The following is a 14,271-nucleotide window of genomic DNA, read 5'->3' as shown; positions in this document are numbered from 1 at the left end:
CCGGGAACGCTCTTCTACCCCGATTGGGAGTGAGAGTCGAATGCTGGCGGTCAGACCAGCAAACGGGATATCATGATTTCCCATCTGTCGGCGATATTTTCTCGCCGAGTTTTCTCCCCGCTTCACACTATTTGAAGGATCCGACCCATGAAAGGATGGACCCCCTTGCTGGCCCTGCTGGGCTGTGCTGCTGTCCAGGCTGCCGATATTCCCGCCGGAACACAACTCGCCGCCGAGCAGATTGTCGTTCGCCACCTCAAGGATGAACCTGCGAGCCTGAGCCCGCTCAAGCTGGTCGGCCTGCCGGAGTTGCAGGTACTGCGGGATCTGTTCGAAGGGCTGCTGACCCAGGGGCCGGATGGCAAACCGGTTGCCGGGGTGGCGGCCAGCTGGGAGAACAAGGGCAACCAGTTCTTTACCTTCCATCTGCGCCCGGATGCGCGCTGGTCCAACGGCGATCCGGTCAAGGCTGGCGACTTCGTCTACGGCTGGCGCAAGCTGGTCGACCCAAAAGAGGCGGCCACCTTCGCCTGGTTTGCCCAACTAGCCCGTTTCGACAAGGTGGACGAGATCGTGGCTGGCAAATTGCCTGCCAGCGAGCTGGGGGTCAAGGCCCTTGATGACCACACCCTGCAGGTGACCCTCTCCCAGCCGGTGCCCTACTTCTTGAACCTGCTGAGCCACCCCAGCCTGTCGCCGCTCCATCAAGCCAGCATCGAGCAGTACGGCAACCAGTGGACCCAACCCGGCAAACTGGTGGGCAATGGTGCCTTTGTGCTGAATAACCGGGTAGTCAACGAGAAGCTGGAGCTGACCCCCAACCCTTATTACTGGGATCGGGCCCATACCGTATTGACTAAGGTGATCTTCATGCCGATCAATCAGGAGAGCGCGGCGACCAACCGCTACCTGGCTGGCGATCTGCATATCACCGAATCCTTCCCCAAGGAGCAGTACGACAAGCTGAAGCAGCAGATCCCGAATGAGGTCTACACCCCGGACCAGCTCGGCACCTACTACTACGCCTTCAATATCCGTCAGGCACCACTGAACGATGTGCGGGTACGCAAGGCGCTCTCCTACTCCATCGACCGCGCCCTGATCGCCGACAAGGTGCTCGGCACTGGCGAGAAACCGGCTTATCACTTCACTCCGGATGTGACCGCCAGCTTCACCCCAACCGCCAACCTGCTCTCCACCAGCAGCCAGCCGGAGCTGGACAGCAAGGCCAAGGCCCTGCTCAAGGAGGCCGGTTACGGCCCGGACAAGCCGCTCAAGCTGACCCTGCTCTACAACACCGCGGAAATTCACAAGAAGATGGCACTGGCGATTGCCAGCATGTGGAAGCAGAAGCTGGGCGCCGAGGTCGAGCTGACCAACCAGGAGTGGAAAACCTATCTCGACAGTCGCCAGAGCGGTCAGTTCGAGGTGATCCGCTCATCCTGGGTCGCCGACTACAACGACCCGTCAGCATTCCTCGGCCTGTGGGGCTCTCGTCACAGCGGCAATATGGCAGGCTTTGCCAATGCCCGTTATGACCAGCTGCTGGCAGAGGCTGCCAGCACTCAGGATGCCGCCAGCCGCAGCAAGCTGTTTGGCGAGGCGGAAGCGCTCCTGCTGGATCAGGCCCCCATCGCCCCCATCTACCAGTACACCAATGCCCGACTCATCAAGCCATGGCTCAAGGGCTACCCCATCAACAACCCGGAGGATGTGGCCTACAGCCGCCAACTCTACCTCGTCAAACACTGACACCGGCCACAACGATGCGAGGCCCCGCAGGGCCTCGCTATTGACACTGTTCACACCACGATTTCCAGCCTAAAATGCCGCCCCTTCTGTTCAATTAATCTTCAATACCCAGTCAGACATGCGTTATTTGATACTGCTCTCGTTGTTGTGGACCCTGCCCGCGCAGGCCAATAGCGAATCCCAATGCCAGCAAGAGTTTGTCGGCTGGATGCTGCACCAGCAGCAACAGTTCAGCGATCGCAAGTCTGACAAGATGGAGCGGCGCCGGGCCGAGCGGGCCATCGAGTTGGCTCGTCAGGAGTACGACAAGCAGACCAGCTTTTGCAAGACAATGGAGCTGGTGCGCAGCTACAAAGATAGCGATCCGCGCTTTAAACCGAGAAGCGGCGAAGTTCACGATTTCACCCCGGCCAGCTGACCCTCACTTCATCAATTCATTGTGTTGATTAATTGACCCAAGCCAAGTTCGGGTCACTGAAGAGCCTTAGAATGATTAACTGAGAACGACAATAAAAAATATATTTATCAGTTATTTGGCTTTTTCAGGAACGACACATGACCAAACCCCATCAGGAGGGGGAGATACACTTCCCCGACAACATCGCACTCATCTCGACCACGGATCCCGCCAGTCATATTACCTATGCCAACCAGCACTTCTGTGATGTAGCCGGGTATGGTGCTGCCGAAATGGAAGGGGTACCCCACAATCTGGTGCGACACCTCGACATGCCCAAAGCGGCCTTCGCCGACATGTGGCAGCGGCTGCGACAGGGCAAAAGCTGGATGGGGCTGGTCAAGAACCGCGCCAAAAGCGATCAGTTCTATTGGGTAAACGCTTACGTCACCCCGATCCTCAATGCGCAGAAGGAGATCGTCGAGTTCCAGTCGGTGCGCACCAAACCCGCCGCCAGCGATGTGGCCTGGGCCGAGCAGCTCTATGGCCTGCTGCGCAGCGGCAAAGCGCTCCCCTGGCTGAGCCGGTGTCACATTGAACCGGGTCAGCTGACCCTCTGGCTCTCCGTTTCTGCGTTGCTCACCACCCTTGCTACCTTTGCCACCGGCAACCTGTTATGGCTGCTGCCCACCGCCTTGTTGCTGTTGGCACAGGCAATCCACGGCTGGCGATTGCAGCAACGGCTGGCTCATCTGCTTACCCTTGCCGATCAAGACAAGGGAACCCACCTCTGTCAGGTGCTCTACACCCGACGGCACGACACCCTGGCGGCCGTCGAGCTGGCCCTGCGGATGAAGCAGGCCGAGCTCAAGGCCGTGGTCGGGCGCAGTGCCGACACCAACCAGCAGATCCTGCAGGCAGCCGAAGATGACCGGGGCAATATCCAGACCATCGATACCCACCTACAGCAGCAGCGCGCCCACAGCGAGCAGCTGGCGACCGCCATCACCGAGCTGAGCCACTCCATTCGGGATGTGGCCCACAGTGCCCATGAGGCGAGCAATCTGGTCATAGAGGTACAGCAGGTCTCCGACGAGGGGCTGCAAGCATTGGCGACCACCCGCTCCGCCGTCAACCAACTCCATCAGGAGCTGGATGCCAACCACGCAGTGCTGGCCCAGCTCACCAGCGACAGCCAGAAGATCAGCGGTATTCTGGAGGTGATCAGTCAAATCGCCGACCAGACCAACCTGCTCGCCCTCAATGCGGCCATCGAGGCCGCCCGGGCGGGCGAACAGGGGCGCGGCTTTGCCGTGGTGGCGGATGAAGTGAGGGCGCTGGCTCAGAAGACTCGCGCCTCGACCAGCGAGATCCACGAGATGATCCAGGCGCTGCAACAGACTACACAACAGCTGTCGGACGGGATGACGCAAGGGGCGCAGACCTCGGCGCGCTGCCAGCAGCACGCGGGCACCACCGCCGACGTGCTCACCCAGATCAACCGGATGCTGGGGCAGGTAACCCGCACCAGCGACGAGATCGCCCAGGCGGTGAGTCAGCAGGCCGACGTCACGGCGACGCTCGATGAAGGGGTACACCAGATCCACCAGCTGGCCAGCCACACCGCCGACAACAGCAGGCAGGCGCTAGATGGCATCACCCTGCTGGTTGAGCGGCTGCAGGATCTCTCGCGGCTGATCAACCAGTTCAGATATTGAAGCGACAGCGATCAAAAAAGCGCGTCACAAGACGCGCTTTTTGGCTGCTCTTGCCTTGGCACAACTGGCTTATTCGGCCGTCTCGCTGCTGGCAAACTCCGGCACTTTGGCCATGGCATCCAGCACAACCTGAATACCGGCGCCCGGTTTGCAGGCGTTCTCACTCAGGTGACGGCGCCAGGCGCGAGCCCCCTGCATGTTCTGGAACAGCCCCAGCATATGGCGGGTCATGTGGGAGAGGTAGTTGCCCTTGGCCAGCTCCTGCTCGATATAGGGCAGCATCATCCGCACCACCTCGTGGCGGCTCGGCACAGCGTTGTTCTGACCGAACACCAGATTGTCCACCTGCGCCAGAATGTAGGGGTTCTGATAGGCTTCACGCCCCATCATGACGCCATCGACGTGTTGCAGGTGCTCCAGAGTCTGCTCCATGGAGGTGACGCCGCCGTTGAGAGCTATGGTGAGCTCCGGGTAATCCTGCTTGACCCGATAGACGCGGGGATAATCGAGGGGCGGGATCTCGCGGTTCTCCTTGGGGCTCAGGCCACTCAGCCACGCCTTGCGGGCATGGACGATGAAGGTATCGCAACCAGCATCGCGCACCTGTTCGATAAAAGCCTGCAGAAATTCGTAGGAGTCCTGATCGTCGATGCCGATACGGGTCTTCACCGTCACCGGAATATCGACTACATCGCGCATCGCCTTGACGCAGTCTGCCACCAGCGCCGGTTCACCCATCAGGCAGGCACCAAAACGGCCGTTTTGCACCCGATCGGAGGGGCAGCCGACGTTGATGTTCACCTCGTCATAGCCGCGCTCCTCGGCCAACTTGGCACAGCGCGCCAGATCGGCCGGATTGCTGCCACCCAGCTGCAGGGAGATGGGGTGCTCCTGCTCGCTGTAACCCAGATAATCCCCCTTACCGTGGATGATGGCGCCGGTGGTCACCATTTCGGTATAGAGCAAGGTCTGGCGGCTCATCAGTCGATGAAAGTAACGGCAATGCCGATCAGTCCAGTCCAGCATGGGGGCGATGGAAAAACGCTGCGCCTGCATAAAAATCATCCGGGTTGGCTAAAGAAAGGGGCGGATTTTATCACAACGTGAAGCAGCCCCAGAAAATGAATTTTGTCGCCGCGCCATGCGAGGCCCTGTGATAGTATCCGGCTAATAGAAAGGGTATCTGCGCGATCATGAATCAAGATCAACTTTTACAACGAGCCGAGCGACTCTGTATACAGCGAGGGATCCGCTTCACCCCGACCCGACGTCAGGTATTTCGCCTGCTGGCGGCACACGGCAACGCCATCAGCGCCTATGATTTGTTGGCCCAGCTGCAACAAACCGAAGCCAATGCCAAGCCGCCAACCGTCTATCGGGCACTCGATTTTTTGCTCGAACAGGGCTTTGCTCACAAGGTGGAATCTCTCAACGCGTTTATCTTCTGCTGCCACTTCGATCACGCTCACCCGATGCAGTTGCTGATCTGCGACGAGTGCGGGGATGTGGTCGAGCTTCACGATACGGCGATCGATAGCGCGTTTTCCGAGCAGGCCCACTTGCATGGTTTTACTATTACCAATAAGACGATAGAGGCACATGGCCAATGTGCCCGTTGTACGCCCACTGTAGGAAGTCATCATGAAGGCTGATTTTGTAAATCCGTTCCTGCTATCCCTGCTCAATGTGCTCTCGACCATGGCACAGCTGGAACTCAAACCGGGCAAACCGAAACGCAAGATGGATGAGCTGGCGCGCGGCGACGTCTCCGGCCTGATTGGCATGGTCGGCCCGCAGACCCGTGGCTCCCTCTCCATCAGCTTCGAGAAGGGGCTGGCGCTGGAGATCATGCGCCGCATGTTGGGGGAAGCACCTGCCAACATCAACGAAGAGGTGACCGACATGGTCGGTGAAATCACCAACATGGTGACCGGCGGTGCCAAGCGGATGCTGGGCGAGAAGGGCTACGAGTTTGACATGGCGACCCCCATCATCGTCTCCGGCCCCAACCACACCATTACCCACCGTGCCGATGGCACCAAGATCATGATGCCGTTCGAATCTGATTTCGGTCGCGCCACTATCGAAATCTGCTTCGAGTAACCCTATGTGGAAAGCATTGAAATGGATTTTCATCTGCTGGGCCCTGCTGTTGATCCTGTCGGACATTCAGATCAGCACCTCCCTCTACAAGTACGAAGATAATCGGGTGCTCATCAACTTCCCGCGCTGGGAAGCCAAGCAGCCCTGGGGCACCTTCGAGTGGCATGCCGGACGGGTAGAAACCCACTGGTATGGTCTGGAGGGCAAACCCAAGCCGTCAGGCCCGCAAATCTGATCCGGTAACGGATCCGGCAGAAACAGAAGAGGCTAGCAGATGCTGGCCTCTTTGCTATCTCGTTGACCCTGAATCAAGCCGCTTCGGCAGCCAACTTACCGCTTGGTCGCACCAGGATACCGACGATGCAGGCCAACAGGGTCGGCAGCAGCCAGGCAAGTCCCTTGTCGAACAACGGCAGGAAGGCAAAGCCGTCCATCGCCATCCCGGCAGCCCCCAGCCCATCGAGGCAACCAAACAGAAAGGCGACCGTCAGCACACCGCGAAACACCAGCCGTGGCTGGGCAAACCATCCCTTGAGGAAGGTCACCAGCACCAGCGCGATGGCCACCGGATAGATGGCCACCAGCACCGGGATGGAGAGGCCGAACAGCTCGCTCAACCCCACATTGGCCACCAGTGCACAGAGCGCCCCCAGCAGCATCACCCAGTTGCGATAGGCCCAACCTGTCAGGCCATGGAAGTAGTCGGCACCAGCACAGAGCAGGCCGACCGCACTGGTAAAACAAGCCAGGGTAATGATGGCAGCCAGAATAAACTGACCCGGTTGACCAAACAGACTCAGGACGTAGGCATTGACGATGGCCCCACCATTGCTGATATCGCTCGCCACCCCACCGGCACTGTTGCCCAGCTGAAAGAGCGAGACATACACCGCCGACAACCCGACCGCCGAGATCAAACCTGCAATGGTGAGGTATTTGAACTGGCTGCGATAATCCTCGATCCCCTTCTGGCGCAGCAACCCGATGATCAGGGCTCCAAACATCAGGGAGGCCAGGGTATCCATGGTGTTGTACCCCTCCAGCATTCCTTTGGTCAGGGCTGCATCTATGTACTCACCGCTGGCATCTGGCATGGTGCCCTGCGGCGTCATAAAGACCCCGACCGCCAGAATAAGCAGCATCGCCATCAGGGCTGGGGTCAGATACTTGCCGACCGCATCAAGCAGCTTGCCCCGATCAAGCGCCACCAGGATCACCAGCGCAAAGAAACTCAGGGTGTAGATCAGCAGCCCCGCATGACCGGCATCGCCGAGCCAGGGTTTGAGCCCCATCTCGTAGGCGACCAGACCGGTGCGGGGAATGGCAAAGGCGGGCCCCATGATGATATAGATGGCGATGGCCAGCGCCGTCGCCGCCCCGGCGGGCAGATAGCGGGTCATTCCGGTCCAGCCACTCGCGCCGCCCCCCGAGCTCCCCTTGGCCACCGCAATCAGGGTGATCAGCGGCAAGCCCACCGCCGTCAGCAAGAAGCCGCACATGGCGGCCAGCAGATGCTCACCGGCCATAAAACCGGCCAGCGGCGGAAAAATGATATTGCCAGCCCCCAGATAGAAGGCAAACGTCATAAACCCCAATCCGAATACGTCGGACAACTTCAATGATTTCGTCAAACTCAACCTCATCTGCCTTATCAGCTTGTTATTGATTGCACCCACTGCCTGGCAGATAACCGGTAACAATACCTCTCGCCCCCACACGGCCCGCGGACCGGATGAGGCGCACCACCTTTAGCATAAAGAAGAGGAGTTCGATCTCAATCACCAATTAATATCTTGAAACAATTTACCGCTGTGGAATTAATCGCCGAACAACTCGGCGCTCCATAAACAGGTGTCACACGTGGCGTATGAGAGGCAAGAAGAGGGGAACGGGTTATAGCGGCAAAATACGGCTGCTCAGATGCTATCTGTGTACAGTGACAATTACGGCAGTGCAAAGCGAGGCGAGAAGCGAGGCTCACAGAAAACAAAAGAGCCTGCACGGGGCAGGCTCTTGGCAATATCACATCGGGTGTGATCAGGCAGCTTCGGCAGCCATCTCGGTCGGACGCACCATCACACCAACTACGCAGGCCAGCAGGGTCGGCATCAGCCAGGCGAGGCCCTTGTCGAACAGCGGCAGGAAGGCAAACGCATCCATCTTCATACCGGCAGCACCCAGACCATCCAGGCAACCGAACAGGAAGGCAACCATCAACACGCCACGGAACACCAGACGGGGACGGCCGAAGTAACCCTTCAGGAAGGTGACCAGTACCAGCGCCACGGCAACGGGATAGATGGCAACCAGCACCGGAATGGAGAGGCTGATCAGCTGGCTCAGGCCCACGTTGGCCACCACGGCACAGATAACGCCCAGCAACACCACCAGCTTCTTGTAAGCCATGCCGGTCAGATTGTGGAAGAAATCGGAACAGGCGGAGATCAGACCGACTGCAGTGGTAAAACACGCCAGAGTGATGATGGCCGCCAGAATGAACTGACCCGGCTGACCAAACAGGCTCAGTATGTAGGCGTTGACGATGGCGCCACCATTGCTGACATCGGTCGCCACACCGGCTGCCGTGTTACCCAGCTGGAACAGGGAGACGTACACCACGCTCAGACCAACGGCAGAGATGAGGCCGGCAATGGCCAGATACTTGAACTGGCTCTTGTAATCGTTGATGCCTTTCTGGCGCAGCAGGTCGACGATCAGGGCGCCAAACATCAGGGACGCCAGGGTGTCCATGGTGTTGTAGCCTTCCAGGATCCCTTTGACGAAGGGGCTGTTCTGATAGTCACCGGACGCATCAGGCATGGAGCCTTGCGGTGCTACGAATACCCCGATAGCCAGAGTCAGCAGCAGCAGCATCAGTACCGGAGTCAGGTATTTGCCGATGGCGTCCATCAGCTTGCCCTGGTTCATGGAGACCAGAATGGCCACACCAAAGAAGATCACGGTATAGGCCGCCAGACCCGCTTGCCCCATATCACCGATGAACGGCTTGAGGCCCATCTCGTAGGCAACCAGACCGGTACGGGGCGCGGCAAAGGCCGGGCCGATGATGATATAGATGGCAACGGCCAGCGCAGTCGCAACACCGGCAGGCAGCAGCTTGGTCATGCCAGCCCAGCCGTTACCGGCTTTCGCCACGGCCAGAATGGTCACCAGAGGCAGGCCCACGGCAGTGACCAGGAAGCCAAACATCGCCAGGGAGAGGTGCTCACCAGCCATGTAACCGGCCAACGGCGGGAAAATGATGTTACCGGCGCCCAGGTAGAAGGCGAAGGTCATAAACCCTAATCCGAGTACATCGGACAATGTGAGTGATTTCGTCAAGTTCAACCTCGTCTGTCTTGTAAATTATTGCTTGTTATAGTTTTTATCGGTCGCTGACCGGGTGTGTTCAGGGGGTATAAAAAAAGAGCCCCGCATGTTTTTTCATCGCAACCAGTGGTTTTAGCTGGTCTGGAGCGGGCGCTCGATCTGGAACCAGCATAATGGCGTGAAAAAATAGTTCAAGACGAAATTTACATCTTCAAATAGAAGGGCTTGGTCAGTTGGATATATCTGTCGGAATAGGCCCCATCAGCAGAATGGATCACAATTTCACCCCTCTCACACCTGTTTAATCCTCTGCCAAGTAGCAATAAAACACGATTTGCCTCTTTACCCTCTCTGGTGATAACAGCTGCATAACAAATGCCATGCAGATCATAATTCGCCGAAATGCATAAAATTTCATCGGCCATCGCCGTCGGCAGCACCAGCGCCACCTGCCCGTTCGGGCTCAGCAAACGATCGCAGGCCGCTAGTAATGCGTGGCTGTCGAGGGCGCCGGTATGGCGGGCCAACGCCCGCGCCGGATCGCTAAATGACTGGCCTGCCACGAAATAGGGAGGGTTGGAGACGATAAGCTCGTAAGGGGCAGCCTGATAATCCTGAATGGCACTCTCTATGACGGTTACCCGATCGGCCCAGGGAGAGGCAGCCGCATTCTCCCGCGCCTGACTGGCCGCATTAATATCCAGCTCGACCGCATCAAGACGGCAGTCAGATCTGCTGCGCTGGGCCAGCATCAGGGCGATCAGGCCGCTGCCGGTGCCGATATCGAGCACTCGACGCGCCTGTTCGACCGGCGCCCAGGCACCGAGCAAAATGCCATCGGTGCCCACCTTCATGGCGCAGCGATCGTGATTGATATGGAACTGTTTGAAGGTAAATCCGCGACTACGTCCCATCTGGCCCCCGTCATCTGCAAAAATGGTGGGCGATTATAGCGGCTAAGACACACTCACCAATAGGAGCCGACGAGATAATCGCCTATAATCTGCCGTTTCCTTAATGACCGAGTATTGCCATGAGCCAGTCCTTTGATGATTTCGACCTGCACCCCGCCCTCAACCGGGCCTTGGCCGAGATGGGATTCACCCGCCCCACCACCATCCAGCAGATGGTGCTGGAGCCAGCCCTGGACGGCCGCGATATTCTGGCATCCGCTCCAACCGGTACCGGCAAAACGGCCTCCTTCCTGCTGCCAGCACTCCAGCACCTGCTGGACTTCCCGCGCCGCAAACCAGGCCCCTGCCGCATGCTGATCCTGACCCCGACCCGCGAGCTGGCGCTGCAGGTGACCGCCCACGCCAAGGCGCTGGCGGCACACACCAACCTCAGCATCGAGACCATCATCGGCGGCGTCAGCCATGAAGAGCAGCTGCCTGCCCTGACCAAGACCACCGACATCGTGGTGGCCACCCCGGGCCGTCTGCTCGAGTACATCGAGAAAGAGGAGTTCGAGAGCCACGACATCGAAGTGCTGGTGCTGGATGAAGCGGACCGCATGCTGGACATGGGCTTTATCAAGGATGTGAACCGCATCGTGGAAGAGGCGCGCTACCGCAAGCACACCATGCTCTTCTCCGCCACCCTGGAAGGGGCCGGTCTTGAGAAGTTCGCCAACGAGATCCTCAAGGATCCGGTGGAGCTGCACGCCGAGCCGCCCCGCAGCGAGCGTCGCCCCATCACCCAGTGGATCCATCTGGCCGATGACGCCGCCCACAAGCTGGCGCTGCTGACCCATATCCTGAAAGATCCGGAAACCCAGAAAGCCATTATCTTCGTCAAGACTCGCGAGCGTCTGGCGGAGCTCTCCGGCCAGCTGCAGGCGGCAGGTATCTCCTGCGCCTGGATCCGTGGCGAAATGGAGCAGAGCAAGCGTATCGAGTCGATCCGCAAGTTCCACGAAGGGGAAGTACCCTTCCTGATCGCCACCGACGTCGCTGCCCGCGGCATCGACCTGCCGAACGTCAGCCATGTCATCAACTACGACATGCCCTACGGCGCCGATGTTTACGTCCACCGGATCGGCCGTACCGGCCGCGCTGGCAACCGTGGCTGTGCCATCAGCCTGGTGGAAGCCCACGACATGGCGATGGTCGCCAAGATCGAGCGCTACACCGAAGAGCGCCTCAAGCGCCGGGTGATCGACGAGCTGCGCCCGAAACACAAGGAAGCGCGGGTACCGGTGAAGAAGAAAAAGCCGGTCGACAAGAAGAAGTCCGCCAAGAAGAAAAAGAAGAAGTGATCGCCTGGCGATAAAGAGAAGGGCCATCCCGCGGGATGGCCCTTCTGCATTCTGAATCACTCTGACGAGTGGTTATGCCACCACTCTGCGCATCCCCATATGGGGGATATCATCTTCGAGATAGCCTTCCCCTTCCGCCACAAAACCATGTTGGCCGTAGAAGCCCTGCAGATGAGCCTGAGCACCAAGCCAGATGCTGTGGGTCGGCCAGTGTGCCTCGCACGCTTTGACCGCCTCGCCGATCAGCTTATGACCAAGACCACCGCCGCGCGCCTTGGGTGAGGTCACCACCCGACCGATGGCGGAACCGCTCTCATCACCGATGCCGGGCGCCATGATCCGCGCATAGGCGGCCAGCAGCTCGCCCTGATACCCGAGCAGGTGCCAGACCCCTTCGCGGCGATCGAGCCCGTCCAGATCCTGAAAGGGGCAGGTCTGCTCCACCACGAACACCTCGGCCCGCAGCGCCAGCAACTCATACAACTCGTCAGTGGTCAGTTCAGACCAGGGTTTCAGGATCCAGTTCATCGGCAACTCCTTATCAGTTCGGCCTGCCAGCATAATCGTGGCGCCAGCGCCCTGCATTAACCTTTGTTAAGTTCTTTCAGCCGTTTGCGAATGCGGCTCAGACTGATGGGAGTGATACCGAGATAGGCGGCGATCTGGTGGTCGGGCACTCTGGCATCAAGCGCGGGAAAGCTGTCGAGAAAGTGCTGATAGCGCGCCTGCGGGCTGCCGGTCAGCAGCAACTGCTCCTTCTCCTCCTTGATGCGCAGCTGCACCTCAAGCAGGTGCTGGTACCAGCGCGGCCAGCCGGGCAACTGGCGCAGGTCAGCCAGACTGAACAGCTGCAGACGACAGGGCTCCAGCGCCTCCACGCTGTAGCGGGCCGGCTCACCACTAAGCAGGTGGTGGAAGTCGAGAAACTCGTCCCCCTCCCAGTAGAATTCCTTGATGTACTCGCGGCCATCCTCCAGCACCAGCTTGGCCCGCAGCAGCCCCTGCTCCACCCTGACCAACAGATCCGGGCTGTCGCCAGCATGCCAGAGGCAGCTTTTCGGGCTGAGGGTCAGCGGGCGGGCAAAAGAGAGGAGGCGCGCGGCCTCCTCTTTATCTGCGACCTGCGCCCAATCGAAGGGGGGTCTGTCAGTCAGCATGATTAACCGCGACGCTGACGCACGGCTTCAAACAGGCAGACGCCGGTCGCCACCGAGACGTTGAGGCTGGATACCGCCCCTGCCATCGGGATGCTCACCAGCTCGTCGCAATGTTCGCGGGTCAGGCGACGCATACCTTTACCTTCGGCACCCATCACCAGCGCCATCGGGCCGGTCAGTTTGGCCTGATAGAGGTCGTGATCGGCCTCGCCAGCGGTGCCGACAATCCAGACGCCGCGCTCCTGCAATTCGCGCAGGGTGCGGGCCAGGTTAGTGACCTGAATGAGCGGCACCACTTCGGCCGCGCCACAGGCAACCTTGCGCACGATCGGAGTGAGACCCGTGGCCTTGTCCCGCGGCACGATGACAGCATGAGCCCCGGCAGCATCGGCGCTGCGCAGGCAGGCGCCGAGGTTGTGCGGGTCAGTCACGCCATCCAGCACCAGCAGGAAGGGCTGGTTCTGTTGTGCCGCCAGCTCGTCCAGCAGGCTGGCCAGATCGTGCTCGGCGAGCTTCGGCGCCTCTTTCACCCGAGCCATGATGCCCTGGTGATTGTTGCCTTCCGCTTTATCGTCGAGAGTCTTGCGGTTCACGCTCTGCACCTTGAGACCGAGGGATTCCAGCTCGGTCAGCAGGGGTTGCAGCCGGTCGTCATCCCGCCCCTTCAGCGCCCATACCTCGATGAAACGCTCGGGTGTGCGCTCCAGCAGCGCAGATACAGCGTGAATGCCGTAGATCAGTTCAGTGCTCATTTAGTGCTCTTGGCCTTATCGCGAGCCTTTTTGCTCGGTCGTCTGTTGCTGGGTTTGGCGCGGCCACCCTTGTCGGATTTGCCGTGATCCTTGCCCTCTTTACGTTTTTCGTGGCGCTGGGCGCTCTTGGCCTTCTCTTTCTTGATCTCGGCTTGCTTGCGCGCCATCTCTTTCGCGTTCTTGCCGGTGGCCTTGAGCGGCTCTTCCACCATCACGAAGTCGATCTTGCGATCGTCCAGGTTCACGCCCATCACCTTGACGCGCACCTTGTCGCCCAGACGGTAGCGACGGCGGAAGTTCTCGCCAATCAGCTGCATGTGCAGGGGATCAAATTGGTAGTAGTCGTTGGTGAGGGTGCTGACGTGCACCAGACCATCGATATGGATCTCCGCCAGACGCACGAAGAAGCCAAAGCCGGTAACGCTGGCGATAACGCCGTCAAACTCGTCACCCACGTGATCCAGCATGTACTCGCACTTGAGCCAGTCGGCCACGTCGCGGGTCGCATCGTCGGCACGGCGCTCGGTCATGGAGCAGTGCTCGCCCATCGGGTCCACTTCTTCCAGCTGGTAGTGATAACCACCGCTCGGGGTCCACTTGTGGCGCAGGTTGCCCTGCTGCTCCTTGGCAGTCTGGTACTTGATCGCCCGGTGCAGGATCAGGTCTGGGTAGCGACGGATCGGCGAGGTGAAGTGCGCGTAGGACTTCAGGGCCAGACCGAAGTGACCGATGTTGTCAGCCTGATAGATGGCCTGACGCATGGAGCGCAGCAGCATGGTGGAGAGCAGCTCCGCATCCGGGCGTC

General features: G+C 59.4%; 15 protein-coding genes. 7 read left to right on the top strand and 8 right to left on the bottom strand.

Features of this window, described 5'->3' with window-relative positions:
* The first annotated feature begins 147 nt into the window (after positions 1-147).
* The 3 genes from AACS18_RS04155 (at position 148) to AACS18_RS04145 (ending at position 3,867) form a co-directional block, all read left to right on the top strand.
* Complete coding sequence (locus AACS18_RS04155; protein WP_108612047.1) at positions 148-1,752, top strand: peptide ABC transporter substrate-binding protein; 1,605 nt, start codon at positions 148-150, stop codon at positions 1,750-1,752.
* Between the two features lie 118 nt (positions 1,753-1,870).
* Complete coding sequence (locus AACS18_RS04150) at positions 1,871-2,170, top strand: hypothetical protein (RefSeq protein WP_005335795.1); 300 nt, start codon at positions 1,871-1,873, stop codon at positions 2,168-2,170.
* Between the two features lie 137 nt (positions 2,171-2,307).
* On the top strand, positions 2,308-3,867 hold the full coding sequence (locus AACS18_RS04145) for a methyl-accepting chemotaxis protein (protein ID WP_108612046.1): 1,560 nt from the start codon (positions 2,308-2,310) through the stop codon (positions 3,865-3,867).
* Between the two features lie 69 nt (positions 3,868-3,936).
* Here the strand turns inward: AACS18_RS04145 and dusA are convergent, their stop codons facing one another.
* Complete coding sequence (gene dusA / locus AACS18_RS04140; protein ID WP_108612045.1) at positions 3,937-4,923, bottom strand: tRNA dihydrouridine(20/20a) synthase DusA; 987 nt, start codon at positions 4,921-4,923, stop codon at positions 3,937-3,939.
* 137 nt (positions 4,924-5,060) lie between these two features.
* On the opposite strand from dusA, the gene zur reads away from it, so the two are divergent.
* The 3 genes from zur to AACS18_RS04125 are packed head-to-tail and all read left to right on the top strand — an operon-like array spanning position 5,061 to position 6,205.
* Positions 5,061-5,519, top strand: coding sequence for a zinc uptake transcriptional repressor Zur (gene zur, locus AACS18_RS04135; RefSeq protein WP_005335805.1), 459 nt, complete (start codon positions 5,061-5,063; stop codon positions 5,517-5,519).
* Positions 5,509-5,970, top strand: a complete 462-nt coding sequence (locus tag AACS18_RS04130; protein WP_005335807.1) for a chemotaxis protein CheX — start codon at positions 5,509-5,511, stop codon at positions 5,968-5,970. Before zur ends, AACS18_RS04130 begins: the two co-directional genes overlap by 11 nt.
* A gap of 4 nt (positions 5,971-5,974) precedes the next feature.
* Positions 5,975-6,205 (top strand): hypothetical protein, encoded by a 231-nt coding sequence (locus AACS18_RS04125; protein WP_040066994.1) that lies wholly within the window; start codon positions 5,975-5,977, stop codon positions 6,203-6,205.
* A gap of 73 nt (positions 6,206-6,278) precedes the next feature.
* On the opposite strand, the gene brnQ (AACS18_RS04120) is transcribed toward AACS18_RS04125, so the two are convergent.
* From brnQ (AACS18_RS04120) to AACS18_RS04110, 3 genes are all read right to left on the bottom strand, one after another.
* On the bottom strand, positions 6,279-7,556 hold the full coding sequence (brnQ, locus tag AACS18_RS04120; protein WP_258228675.1) for a branched-chain amino acid transport system II carrier protein: 1,278 nt from the start codon (positions 7,554-7,556) through the stop codon (positions 6,279-6,281).
* A 451-nt stretch (positions 7,557-8,007) separates the two neighbouring features.
* Positions 8,008-9,312: a branched-chain amino acid transport system II carrier protein gene (gene brnQ / locus AACS18_RS04115; RefSeq protein ID WP_108612059.1), complete on the bottom strand. Its 1,305-nt coding sequence runs from the start codon at positions 9,310-9,312 to the stop codon at positions 8,008-8,010.
* A gap of 191 nt (positions 9,313-9,503) precedes the next feature.
* Complete coding sequence (locus AACS18_RS04110) at positions 9,504-10,214, bottom strand: tRNA1(Val) (adenine(37)-N6)-methyltransferase (RefSeq protein ID WP_108612043.1); 711 nt, start codon at positions 10,212-10,214, stop codon at positions 9,504-9,506.
* Positions 10,215-10,333: 119 nt separating this feature from the next.
* Between AACS18_RS04110 and srmB the strand changes: the two genes are divergently transcribed.
* Positions 10,334-11,557, top strand: a complete 1,224-nt coding sequence (gene srmB, locus AACS18_RS04105; protein ID WP_005335816.1) for an ATP-dependent RNA helicase SrmB — start codon at positions 10,334-10,336, stop codon at positions 11,555-11,557.
* A gap of 72 nt (positions 11,558-11,629) precedes the next feature.
* Here srmB and AACS18_RS04100 read toward each other — a convergent pair whose 3' ends face one another.
* The 4 genes from AACS18_RS04100 to AACS18_RS04085 all read right to left on the bottom strand — a co-directional run.
* Positions 11,630-12,085: a GNAT family N-acetyltransferase gene (locus tag AACS18_RS04100; protein ID WP_043820488.1), complete on the bottom strand. Its 456-nt coding sequence runs from the start codon at positions 12,083-12,085 to the stop codon at positions 11,630-11,632.
* 56 nt (positions 12,086-12,141) lie between these two features.
* Positions 12,142-12,714 carry a Crp/Fnr family transcriptional regulator gene (locus AACS18_RS04095; RefSeq protein ID WP_108612042.1) on the bottom strand — a complete coding sequence of 191 codons (573 nt, stop codon included), beginning with the start codon at positions 12,712-12,714 and terminating at the stop codon, positions 12,142-12,144.
* A gap of 2 nt (positions 12,715-12,716) precedes the next feature.
* A complete protein-coding gene (rlmB, locus tag AACS18_RS04090) occupies positions 12,717-13,466 on the bottom strand; it encodes a 23S rRNA (guanosine(2251)-2'-O)-methyltransferase RlmB (RefSeq protein WP_108612041.1) in 750 nt (249 codons plus the stop codon).
* Positions 13,463-14,271 (bottom strand): RNB domain-containing ribonuclease (locus tag AACS18_RS04085; RefSeq protein ID WP_146184742.1); only part of this gene is annotated, 809 nt, incomplete at its 5' end. The genes AACS18_RS04085 and rlmB, both read right to left, overlap by 4 nt.

This window comes from Aeromonas sp. HMWF015 (assembly GCF_963878965.1).
GTDB lineage: Bacteria > Pseudomonadota > Gammaproteobacteria > Enterobacterales > Aeromonadaceae > Aeromonas > Aeromonas veronii.
This window is presented reverse-complemented; position numbering and strand designations above follow the sequence as displayed.